The organism is Sporosarcina sp. USHLN248, from assembly GCF_037144575.1.
GTDB lineage: Bacteria > Bacillota > Bacilli > Bacillales_A > Planococcaceae > Sporosarcina > Sporosarcina contaminans.
The window spans coordinates 51,813-64,463 of record NZ_JBBCZC010000004.1 but is presented as its reverse complement, the minus strand read 5'-3'; the positions used below and the strand labels follow the sequence as shown (position 1 = coordinate 64,463).

The 12,651-nt window shown below is 41.1% G+C and carries 9 protein-coding genes; all 9 read right to left on the bottom strand.

Going from position 1 to position 12,651, the window contains the following annotated elements:
- Positions 1-2: 2 nt before the first annotated feature.
- The gene (rimP, locus tag WFH04_RS02645; protein ID WP_336822506.1) at positions 3-479 is read right to left on the bottom strand and encodes a ribosome maturation factor RimP; all 477 of its coding nucleotides are present in this window, start codon (positions 477-479) and stop codon (positions 3-5) included.
- A gap of 169 nt (positions 480-648) precedes the next feature.
- Complete coding sequence (locus tag WFH04_RS02640; protein ID WP_336822505.1) at positions 649-4,965, bottom strand: PolC-type DNA polymerase III; 4,317 nt, start codon at positions 4,963-4,965, stop codon at positions 649-651.
- Positions 4,966-5,064: 99 nt separating this feature from the next.
- A complete protein-coding gene (locus tag WFH04_RS02635; protein ID WP_336822504.1) occupies positions 5,065-6,768 on the bottom strand; it encodes a proline--tRNA ligase in 1,704 nt (567 codons plus the stop codon).
- Positions 6,769-6,872: 104 nt separating this feature from the next.
- Positions 6,873-8,132 carry an RIP metalloprotease RseP gene (rseP, locus tag WFH04_RS02630; protein ID WP_336822503.1) on the bottom strand — a complete coding sequence of 420 codons (1,260 nt, stop codon included), beginning with the start codon at positions 8,130-8,132 and terminating at the stop codon, positions 6,873-6,875.
- Between the two features lie 45 nt (positions 8,133-8,177).
- Positions 8,178-9,326, bottom strand: a complete 1,149-nt coding sequence (locus WFH04_RS02625; protein ID WP_336822502.1) for a 1-deoxy-D-xylulose-5-phosphate reductoisomerase — start codon at positions 9,324-9,326, stop codon at positions 8,178-8,180.
- A gap of 172 nt (positions 9,327-9,498) precedes the next feature.
- Positions 9,499-10,293, bottom strand: coding sequence for a phosphatidate cytidylyltransferase (locus tag WFH04_RS02620; RefSeq protein ID WP_336822501.1), 795 nt, complete (start codon positions 10,291-10,293; stop codon positions 9,499-9,501).
- The gene (uppS, locus tag WFH04_RS02615) at positions 10,293-11,084 is read right to left on the bottom strand and encodes an undecaprenyl pyrophosphate synthase (protein WP_336822500.1); all 792 of its coding nucleotides are present in this window, start codon (positions 11,082-11,084) and stop codon (positions 10,293-10,295) included. Before uppS ends, WFH04_RS02620 begins: the two co-directional genes overlap by 1 nt.
- 265 nt (positions 11,085-11,349) lie before the next feature.
- On the bottom strand, positions 11,350-11,907 hold the full coding sequence (gene frr / locus WFH04_RS02610) for a ribosome recycling factor (protein ID WP_336822499.1): 558 nt from the start codon (positions 11,905-11,907) through the stop codon (positions 11,350-11,352).
- Positions 11,908-12,633 carry a UMP kinase gene (gene pyrH / locus WFH04_RS02605; RefSeq protein WP_336822498.1) on the bottom strand — a complete coding sequence of 242 codons (726 nt, stop codon included), beginning with the start codon at positions 12,631-12,633 and terminating at the stop codon, positions 11,908-11,910.
- Positions 12,634-12,651: the final 18 nt, after the last annotated feature.

Here is a 12,651-nt window from a genome sequence, read left to right as displayed (position 1 = left end):
AATTATGCAGAAAAATCAATTGCCAATCGCGCAAACGCAATTTTTTCCTTATCAATGGAAATGGTCAATTTGCGGGTTTTAATCCGAATTTCCATTTCAATGGCGTCATGTCCATACGACAATAAGTATCCTTCGAACTCCTTCATCCCGTCGATCGGTTCATATGTTTTTATAAAAACGTATTGGCCGATCGCCTTCTGAAAATCCGCTTCTTTCTTCAAGGGACGTTCAGCACCCGGCGATGATACCTCGAGGAAATAATTTTGAGGGATTGGGTCCGTCCGATCCAACTCCTCACTTAATCTCTCGCTCACTTGCGCACACTGTTCGATGTCGATGTTCCCTTCAGGTGTATCGACATAAACTCTTAAAAACCAATCTTTTCCTTCTTTTAAAAATTCAACATCTACTAATTCCAACTCGAGTTCGTTCACTATCGGACTGACGAGTTTTTCAACTTCTTCTGTAATTTTACTCATCATTACCCTCCCGAAATTTGATTGAAGCTTCTGGCTTGTAGCTATCATTTCCGTACAAACAACAGAAAAGAGCGGGAAGGCACCCACTCTTTTTACGCAAAACTTATAGCAAAAGTTGCTACAATTGTACCATTCATATACGATCATTGCAACTGTAATGCTTTTTAGTCTAAAACAGCGACAATTGATTTGTATCAGGCATTCCTTCGAGACAGCCTAAATTGTCCATATATTCTACAACAGTTTTAGACACTCTGCCCCTTTGCTGGAAATCTTCTTTTGATAAGAAAATGCCGTCTTTCCTTGCTTCAACAATCGTTTTTGCTACGTTTGTACCTAACGAAGGAATCGCATTGAAAGGAGGGATGAGCTGATTACCTTCGATAATGAATTTCGTTGCGTCCGATTTGTATAAATCAGGCTTCGCAAATGAAAAACCTCGTTCACACATTTCCAACGATATTTCAAGTACAGTCAATAAGCTTTTCTCTTTTGGTGATGCTTCAAGTCCTTTATCGTTGATCTCTTTAATTTTCGCCCTGATGGATGCAGAACCGTTCGTCATCGTCACCAAATCAAAATCAGTCGCTCTGACCGAAAAATAAGCCGCATAATACATGATCGGATAATGCACTTTGAAATAGGCAATCCTCAATGCCATAAGTACATATGCAGCAGCATGGGCTTTCGGGAACATGTACTTAATCTTTTTACATGAATCGATATACCATGCAGGTACGTTATTCGCTTTCATTTCCTCTTCAAATTCAGGCGTCAAACCTTTTCCTTTCCGCACAGACTCCATAATCTTAAACGCGATTGCTGGCTTGAGCCCTTGATAAATCAAATACACCATAATATCATCACGACAGCCAATAACATCCGACAGTTCACAAATCTTATTTTGAATCAGCTCTTGTGCGTTTCCAAGCCATACATCCGTTCCGTGTGACAATCCTGAAATTTGGATTAGCTCGGAAAATGTCGACGGTTTCGTTTCCTCTAACATTTGGCGTACGAAGCGAGTGCCGAATTCAGGTACGCCTAATGTCCCCGTCTTACAATCTATTTGTTCTTCCGTAACACCTAAAGATGAAGTCCCACTAAAGAGCGCCATAACACCTTCATCGTCAGGAGGAATTGTTTTTGGATCAATTCCTGATAAATCTTCCAACATTTTAATCATTGTCGGATCATCATGGCCTAATATATCCAATTTCAAAAGGTTGTTGTCGATTGAGTGAAAATCAAAATGAGTCGTCCTCCAACTTGAGTTGACATCATCCGCAGGGAACTGGATGGGTGAAAAATCAAAGATTTCCATATGATCTGGAACTACAATAATACCACCTGGGTGTTGTCCCGTATTGCGCTTCACGCCTGTGCAGCCTTGAACTAATCGATCGATTTCTGCGCCGCGCAAATGCAAATTATTATCGTTCATATAACCTCTCACATAACCATAGGCTGTTTTCTCTGCAACAGTCCCAATCGTACCCGCCCGATATACATAATCTTCACCGAAAAGAACTTTCGTATAATTATGAGCATGCGCTTGGTAATCACCGCTGAAATTCAAATCGATATCCGGCACTTTATCGCCGTCAAAACCGAGGAACGTTTCGAATGGAATGTCTTGTCCATCTTTTTTATACATCGTCCCACAAGATGGGCAAGCCTTGTTCGGCAAGTCAAAACCAGAACCGACGGAACCATCGTCAAAAAACTCCGATGTTTTGCATGATGGGCAAACGTAATGCGGCGGCATTGGATTAACTTCGGTAATTTCCATCATTGTAGCAACTAAAGATGAACCGACGGATCCCCTTGAACCAACTAAGTAGCCATCATCTAAAGATTTTTTTACTAACTTATGAGAGATAAGGTAAATAACCGCGAAACCATTATCGATAATTGATTTTAATTCTTTCTCCAATCTCGCTTCAATAATTTCCGGAAGCTGTTCACCGTAGATTGAACGTGCCATCGTATACGTTAAATTACGTACTTCGTCATCCGCCCCTTCGATTGCTGGCGTGTAAAGATCATCTTTAATAACTTTCACATCGCCGATTCGATCAGCAATCGCTTGCGGATTATCGATAACAATTTGTTGTGCGACTTCTTCGCCTAAAAATGAAAATTCCTCTAACATATCGTCTGTCGTCCTAAAATGGACAGCAGGCAATTGGTGGCGGTTCAATGGGTTAGCCCCACCTTGCGATCTGACAAGTACTTGACGATACATCGCATCCGTCTCGTCAATATAATGGACATTGCCAGTCGCACAAACCGGCAATCCGGTTTTCTTGCCTAATTTAATCATTTTACGCATAATATCTTCCAAATTCCATTCATCTCTCACTAGTTCCATTTCAATTAAGTGAGAATAAACTGGTTTTGGATGGAGTTCAAGATAATCATAAAACTTCGCAATTTCTTCGACTTCGTCGATCGATTTTTGCATTAATCCTTCAAACACTTCGCCTTTGTCACAGCCTGAACCAACTAATATGCCTTTCCGATGTTTGATGAGCAAGGATCTTGGAATTCTCGGAACTCTATAGAAATAGTCCATATGGGAGTATGACACTAATTTAAATAGATTTTTCAATCCTTCATCATCAGTTGCCAATAATGTACAGTGAGATGGTCTTGATCGCTTATACGCATCCCCTTCTCCGATATGGCGATTGAAATCATCCAACCATTCAATGCCCTTCTCCTTCGCATCTTTCATAAGCCTTACGAATAGGTGGGCTGTCGCCTCGGTATCATAAATCGCACGGTGATGCTGCGTTAACTCAATGTCAAATTTCTTCGCTAACGTATTCAATCTATGATTGCGCATCTCCGGATATAGGAATCTCGCCAATTCCAACGTATCAATTGTTGGATAGTTCCGATCATGTACACCCGCTCTTTTGCTCGCCTCATAGAAAAAGCCCATATCAAATGACGCATTATGTGCAACCATAATGGAGTCGCCAATAAATTCTTTAAAGTCCTTTATAACTTCAGATACTTCTGGCGCGTCTTTTACCATATCATCGGTTATCCCTGTCAATTCAGTCGTCGTTGAAGATAGCGGATGATGGGGATTAGCAAATCGCTCAAACCGCTCTTTGATTTCTCCATTAACTACTTTTACTGCTGCCAACTCAATGATCGTATCATACACCGCTGAAAGCCCAGTCGTCTCGACGTCAAACACGACAAAAGTATCTTCTTCCAGTTCTCGATGCTCTTCATCATAAACGATTGGAACACCATCATCGACTAAATTTGCCTCCATGCCAAATAACACTTTAATGCCATTTTTCTTCCCTGCAGCGTATGCTTCAGGGAAAGATTGCACATTTGCGTGATCGGTAATCGCAATTGCAGGGTGTCCCCATTTGGCAGCTTGTGCCACTAAAGCCGATGCAGAGGTAACCGCATCCATCTGGCTCATGTTTGTATGCGCATGAAGCTCAATTCTCTTTCGATCTTCCGGTGCTTTATCTTGCCTGATGATCGGCTTAACTTCCATAATGTCTTGTGCCATCATAATAAGATCTCTTACAAATGTATCATTTTGAATACTACCTCGCGCTTTCACCCACGCGCCCTTCTTCAATGTTTTCATAAGCTCTGCATCTTCGTTATCTCTTGAAAACATTTTCACTAAAATTGAATCTGTATAGTCGGTCACTTTTGCAGTCAGCAATGAGCGTCCACTTCTTAGCTCTCTTACTTCAACGTCAAATACATAACCTTCAATTGTCACTCTTCTCTCTTCATCCTGTATCGATTGAATGTCTATGATCTGTTCATCCGACTTAATCGGAATGCCTAAAACGAAACGCCGATCGCCAAGCTCTCCATTCTCTTTCTTTGTTTCTCGCTGTTGCAAGTTGGCAAGAGCCTGTTTTGCAAACTCTTCCTCTTCTGCTTGCCGCTGCGCTAAAAATGCGAGCCGTTCAGCTTCTTCTTGGTCGTTGTTATTTTCCGCGATCGAAAAATCGAAGGCAATTTGCGGGAATCCGAATGATTGGTACACTTCAGATAAAAGTTTTGCATATTTATTTTTTAATGTTTGTTGCTCAAAATCATTGGAACAGCTAAGGGTAACCTTCTCAGGTCCTGTCACCAAAGGTTTTTGACCTATTAATCTATCTCGAATAGGCGGTGACATATCCCTCAACTCTTCTATGACAAATGGCCAATAGCTTATAAATTGTTCTGCATCTAAACGATCCTCATTTGAGCTGATTTGAATTCGAACAGTTGCAATTGCGGCAAAAGCATCGTGTAACCTTTGGCGGAAAACTTTATAAACGTCGTAAGGCAAAGGACGTTGCAATTTAATGGTGAATAGCCAAAGACGCGATTTCCGATGCACATCGACCCGTTCTAATGTTCCTTGCTCAAAATGGATGACATGTTGATCGTCCGTCAATTCAATTTGCTGCAAAAGTGTCAATAATTTCATTTTATCATCCATGATGATCCCCCTGTTCTAACAGTGAAAAGAAGGGAAAAGGCAACTTCATTAGCCCTTCCCCTGCGCTTTTTTTAATGAATGAAGAAGAGTCCTTTTACCTTATTCCCGGAAATAAGATTGCAGCTTTTCCGTAATTTCTTCCTTTTGCCACTCGACTGTTTCACCAGTATCTCTGAATTTCACTTCGATCATTCCTTCAGAAGCCCGTTTCCCAACGACTAATCGAATTGGCAACCCGATTAGGTCAGCGTCACTGAACTTTACACCGGCCCGCTCATCGCGGTCATCGTGCAAAAGATTGTATCGATATGAAGTTAATAGATGGTATAACTCTTCGGATAACTGTTTTTGTACTTCATCATTCATATTAATCGTCAATAGATGTATATCATACGGCGCAAGTTTTTTCGGCCATTTAATGCCGTTCGCATCATTGAATTGTTCAACAAGAGCTGAAAATATGCGAGAAATGTAGATTCGATAAGAACCAGTCACGAAAGGCTGTTCTTTTCCTTCTTCATTTACATATGAAGCATTCAATGCTTCACTATAAATCGTTCCTAATTTCGAAACACGCCCTACGTCGATGCCTTTGGCAAATCGAATTGTTCCTTTTCCATCAGGAGAAGGGTCACCCTCTTGAATAATCCTTAAATCTGCATATTGATCTACCGCATAATCACGTTCTGCATTGACATTTACCAAGTGGACATCATTTATGTTTGCGCCACAAATTCCATTAACGATTGAAGCAACAGCATTGTCTGCATATACTTTCAAATCTATCGGCAATTTCACTGGACCAATGGAACCGACATTGCATGAGAGAATCGTTGCTACCTCTTCTTCGGAAGCCATTTCAATTTTGCTTGAACTGACTACGCTACGCAACTTTTCCATATTAAGCTCATGGTCGCCCCGGATTAAAACAGCTACTAATCCATCCTCCGTTTTGACGATGAGCGTCTTAATAATTTTTGAGGACGGTACATTTAAAAATGCAGCAACTTCTTTAATCGTCCGTAAATCTTTCGTGTCGACCTGTTCAATCTCTTTTTGGAGCTCTGTCGATTTTTTGTAGTCAATGTTTACTTCAGCGGTTTCAATAGTAGCAGCGTAAGATGATGAATCGCTATATGCGATAATTTCTTCCCCCGCATCCGATATAGAGAAAAATTGATGCACAGGTTCCTGATTCATCCCATCACCTAAGGATACCACTTCTCGAACTTGCAAATTTAGCCTTGCAAATATATTGGCATATGCTTGTCTCATCTCATCATATTTCATTTGCAAGCTTTCATTAGAAGTATGGAACGAGTATGCATCTTTCACAATGTCTTCCCTGCTTCGCAATAAACCGTGTCGTGGGCGTTGTTCATCAATAAATTTGGAAGCAATCTGAAATACTGTTAAAGGCAATTTCTTATAAGAATTCACTTCAGCAGATATAAGCGAGGTGATTAACTCTTCCTGCGATGGACCAACTGCGAATTGCCTTCCATTATGATCTTGCACTTTAAAAAGTTCTTTTTCCGAAGTTGACCATCTTCCTGTCTGCTCCAACAAAGAAGATGATTGCATAATCGGCATTGCCAATTCAACCGCTTCTAATTTTTCCATTTCTTCCTGAATAACCGCTTCAATTTTACGAATTACCTTTTTCGCCAATGGAAGAAGATGATAAATACCACTTGCATGTTGCCGTATGTATCCTGCCCTTAACAAAAGCTGATGGGAAGCAATTTCAGTATCTGTAGGCGTTTCTCTCATAGTAGGTATAAATGTTTTTGATTGTTTCATTTATATTACCACCTCGTTTTCAAACACATTTTCTCTACTGAAAATGAGAATGGCACCATGAATCTTTTCGTCCGATAAGAAGTCAGGTGCCATTCCATATTGTGCTAAAAGAAAAATCTTTGGATGTCATTCCAAGTTACAACAACCATTAGCACCATTAATAACATAATGCCGACAAAGTGAATCATGCCTTCTTTCTGCTTATCGACCGGTTTCCCTCGGATTGCTTCAAAGAGGAAGAAGAGTAACCTACCGCCGTCTAATGCAGGCAAAGGAAGTAAATTCATAATCCCTAAGTTGATGCTAAGCATTGCTGCCCAATTCATTAGTGTAAAGATGCCAAATTGTGCAACTTCCTCAGTTGCTTTGTAAATACCGACCGGTCCACTTAATGCATCGATTGTAAATTGACCGGTTACAAGCATTCCCAATAATTCGAAGATCCTCTTGATCCACGTATACGTCTCTTGTGCCCCGAATACGACAGCTTTCAACGCATTTTTTTCCACCGGGCTCGTATATTCTACTCCAATTTGACCATACTTGTGCCCCGCTTCTTTAAGCGTGTCGGGTGTGACAAGCAATGTTACAAGCTCTCCGTCACGCTCCACTTTCATTTGAAGCTGTTCACCGGGGTGATCTTTAATTATGTCAGAGAACTCGGTCCAAGACTCGATTGACTCGCCATCCACTTCCTTAACAAAATCGCCGTTTTCCATTCCAGCCTCATAAGCCGGCCGATCATCCAATACCTTAGTAATGATTGGCTCGTTTGTAGGCACTCCATGTAACAGGCCGATCGCCAGGAAAATGAAAAATGCTAAGATGAAGTTGAATAAAGGTCCCGCAAAAATCGTCATCGCACGGCTGCCCAACGGTTTCGAATCAAATTGCCGGTCATAAGGAGCAATTAATGTTTCCTGCCCCTTCTCATTGACGATCGCATCCCTAGCGATATTGAAGCGAACGATCTTTCCTTCTTCATCATAGCCTTCAATAAAGAGCTTTCTGCTCAAATCCGCTTTCTCCACTTCCAAGAATAAGACATTCGGATTGTTCACATTGCGGTTTAAGTAGATTTTCTCCACTTCATCTTCCTCGTTCAGTATGATACCGACGCGATAGCCAGGTTGCAGCTCAACTGTATCAAAATCCTCTCCTGCCATTCGGACGTAACCGCCTAAAGGCAAAATACGGATTGTGTATAAAGTTTCCCCTTTTCGGAGAGATAAAATTTTCGGTCCGAATCCAATTGCGAATTCCCTCACTAAGATACCAGCCTTTTTCGCGAATAAGAAATGCCCTAATTCATGAAAAAAGACAAGAGAACCGAAAATGATAATAAACGCGATAACGGTTTCCATCAAAAACCACCTCAACTGGCCAACTTAGCCGTTTTATCAAATAATTTATTTTACCATATCATATACCTTTTGACGAGTATTCGAATCCGCTTCCAAAACCGCTTCCAAAGTCGGCGCATTAATCGACTGGTGTTCATTCATCATTCGCTCGACAATTTCTTCGATTTGCAGAAACGGGATGGCACCTTTCATAAACAAATGCACGGCTATTTCATTTGCCGCATTCATCACTGCAGGCATCGTTCCGCCCTCTTTTCCTGCTTCATAAGCTAATGATAACGCTTTATAACGATCAAAATCCATCTTTTCAAAATGCAATGCCCCTATTTCCTCCAAGCGAAGAGGCTTCGGTTGCTGCATTGGAATTCTATCTGGATAAGTCATTGCATATTGAATTGGCACTCGCATATCGGGTGAGCCTAATTGAGCCATTACACTCGTGTCCTCAAACTCAACCATCGAATGAATAATGCTTTCCTTATGAAGGACACAGTCAATTTTATCAAAAGGCATTTGAAATAGATGATGCGCTTCAATCACTTCAAGCCCTTTGTTCATCATTGTTGCAGAATCGATGGTCAATTTATTGCCCATCGACCAATTCGGATGAGCCAATGCCTGTTCGACCGTTACATTGTTTAATTCACTCCTCGTTAAATGACGGAAACTTCCGCCTGAAGCAGTGAGTAGCAAGCGCGAAATTCTTTTCGGGTTTTCCCCGTTCAACGCCTGAAACAAAGCGGAGTGTTCACTATCGACAGGTACTATTGGCACTTCATGGTGTCGGGCTTCCTGCATAACAATTTCACCTGCCGCCACCAACGTTTCCTTATTGGCAATTGCGATCGGAATACCTGCTCGGATAGCATGCAATGTCGGCTCTAGTCCAACGCTGCCAATAACAGCATTAATGAGTAGATCAGCACCTGCATGGGCAGCTACTTCAATTAGCCCTTCCTTGCCATAATAAAATTGAGTGGCTGGAAATTCAGTCGACAATACTTGAGCATCAGATTGGTTCATTACCGATACGATTAATGGATGATGATGAGTGATAATTTTTCTGATAGCATCAATATTTGTACCTGCAGAGCAAGCGATCAATTTGAATCGTTCTGGATTTGATTGAAGTATATCCAATGTCTGGGTGCCAATCGAGCCTGTGGCACCTAACAGACTTATTTTCTTTGTCATATATCCATTGACTTCCTTTCAACCTTTCCTATACTTCGTAAGGCTTGGCCAATTGTCATCCTACTTGTACAGGAGGCTTTAAATAAATTCTGCAAGGATTTAACCCCCGGTTTGATCCGAGAATTTTTTTGCATTCATACTACAGCATATCAAAGAGTGGACAAAAGTTACATCATCCTACAAATTGCAGAAAATGAAGGAGTGGCAACACAAATAGAAGGCTATCAAAGCGGTCTAAAATGCCGCCATGTCCTGGCAGTAATGTTCCGGAGTCTTTTACGTCAAAATGCCTTTTTAGAGCCGATTCAACTAAGTCTCCAAGCTGCCCGACAATCGATGCGATGATTGTTACGACAAATAGCAGCCAAATGGACGAAGCAACCGGATAAAAGAGTTGGAACACAATCGCAAATACGACAGCATAAAGAATTCCCCCGACAAAACCTTCAACCGTTTTGTTCGGAGAAATTTCAGGCCATAATTTCCTCTTTCCGATCTTTCTGCCTGTAAAATAGGCTCCAGAATCAGTTGCCCATATGACAAGCAATGCATAAAACACATATTCAAAACCATAAATACGGGTCTCTATGAAGTAATAGAAGCCGATGCCGACATATAATGCGCTAAGTGCCATGAAGGCAGCATGCTCAAATGTAAATTGATTTTTAGAGATGACAGTATAAATTAATAAGATCAATATAAGTGCAAACGCCATTTCAATTTTCGAAAAATGAATCGCTTCCTCAACTGTCGTTGCCCATTTGGCAGGCAAGAGCAATACGATTAGTGCAATCCAAGTGATGATCCCTTCTACAGAAAAGAGGGATATGTTTTTCATTCGTAATAATTCATATAATCCTACTGATGCAATTGCATAAATAGCTATTGTGAACGGCAATCCGCCAATGATGACTAACGGGAAAAAGATTGCCAATGCTACGACTGCTGTAATGATTCTCTGTTTCACTATAGTTTTTCTCCTTCTACATTACCGAAGCGCCGGCTACGCATCTGAAACTCTTCAATCGCCCCTACCATGCAATCTTCATCGAAATCTGGCCATAATACATCAACAAACGAAAACTCTGTATAGGCGAGCTGCCAAAGCATAAAGTTCGACAATCGCACTTCTCCGCTCGTTCGTATGAGTAAGTCTGGTTCTGGTAAATGAGCAGTCATCAAATGTGCTTCAATCATAGACTCATCAATATCTTCTATCGAAATTTTCTTCTCAACCGCTAATTTAGCAATTTCTTTTACAGTGTTGACGATTTCGAGGCGGCTGCCGTAATTCATGGCGAAGTTCAAAATGAGGCCGTCATTTCGGGATGTCGCTTCTACAGCTTTTTGTATTGATTCCTTCGTGTGTTCCGGTAACGCATCATAATTTCCGATCATTTCCACTTTTACATTCCGCTCGATCAATTCGGGCAAATACGTGCTTAGAAATTCTCCGGGCAGTTTCATGAGGAAATCGATTTCCATTTTTGGTCTTTTCCAATTTTCCGTTGAGAACGCGTATAGTGTCAGTACTTTTATGCCAAGATCGTTTGCAATCCTCGTTATTTTCCGGACTGTTTTCATGCCTTCATGATGTCCCGCAATTCGTGGCAAGCTTCTCTGCCTTGCCCATCTACCATTCCCATCCATAATAATGGCGACGTGTGAAGGTACTTGTTTGCTTTTGACAGATTGTACTCTGTCAGAAAGTGATGTTTCTGTCTCTGCAGTTTTTTTCCTTAACAGTTTTTCTAACATTCGGTTTCCTCCACTCGCCTGCTTTTTTGAGCAAGTACCTAATCTATCGTATCAAATCGTTCAATAAATTTCATTCAAAATAACTGTGCTTTTGCATGTTCTCTTCTAAACTATGCTGTGGCAAAATAAATATTATCCATTTATCCGTTTGAATTCATTAGCCTCAACGGATTATATCGTGTTCATGCCTATTTATTACCGTTTTTTATTCGATAAAAAAAGCGTCCTGAAAGTAGGACGCTCGCTCATATGAAAAGTTCTTCAATCAGATTTCCATAATTTCATTTTCTTTTTCTTTTGCGACTTCATCAATTTTTTCAATGAAAGAATCCGTTAATTTTTGGATTTCTTCTCCTCCACGACGCAATTCATCTTCTGTGATTTCACTGTTTTTTTCAAGTTTCTTCAATTCATCATTTGCATCACGGCGTATGTTGCGGATAGCGACCTTTGAATCTTCAGCTTCCTTTTTCACTTGTTTCACAAGCTCTTTACGACGCTCTTCTGTCAACGCAGGAACTGCCAGACGAATGACAGACCCATCATTTGAAGGTGTAATTCCGATATCTGATTTCAATATCGCTTTTTCGATATCGCCTAATGTTGTTTTGTCATAAGGTTGCACAACTAACAACCGTGGTTCAGGAACCGAAATTCCTGCCATTTGGTTTAACGGCGTAGGCGCTCCGTAATAAAGGACGGAAATTCTATCCAACAAAGAAGCATTCGCACGTCCTGCGCGAATTGAAGCCAACTCTCTCGTTAACGCTCCAACCGCTTTCTCCATTTTGTCTTTTGTTTGATCCAATACTGCTTTCGGCATTTACCCATTCCTCCTGACAACCGTACCAATCGGTTCTCCTAATACGGCTTTCTTAATATTTCCTTTATCCATAATCGAGAATACTACGAGAGGGATGTCATTGTCCATACATAGGGTTGAAGCAGTTGAATCCATAACCTCAAGTCCTTGGCTGATCACATCGATATAAGTGAGTTCAGTATATTTCACTGCAGATTCATCTTTCATTGGATCTGCTGAATATACACCATCAACGTTGTTTTTCGCCATTAAGATGACGTCTGCCTCAATTTCAGCTGCACGTAAAGCGGCAGTCGTATCTGTAGAGAAGTACGGATTCCCCGTTCCAGCAGCAAAAATGACAACGCGTTTCTTTTCAAGATGCCTGATCGCCTTACGACGGATATAAGGTTCTGCAACTTGACGCATATCAATTGAAGAGGAAACCCGCGTTTCGACTTCCAATTTTTCAAGTGCGTCTTGCAGTGCCAATGAATTCATAACAGTGGCAAGCATACCCATATAATCCGCAGTTGTTCGATCCATGCCCATCTCACTACCGATTTTTCCTCGCCAAATGTTACCGCCACCGACAACGACAGCGACTTCTACACCTAAATCTGTCACTTCTTTAATTTGAGCTGCCACAGATTTAATAATTTCTGGTGATAAGCCAAATCCTTTATCGCCGGCAAGTGCTTCACCACTAAGTTTCAAAACGATTCTTTCATATTTTGGGACGCTCATATGTACCCTCCATCCACT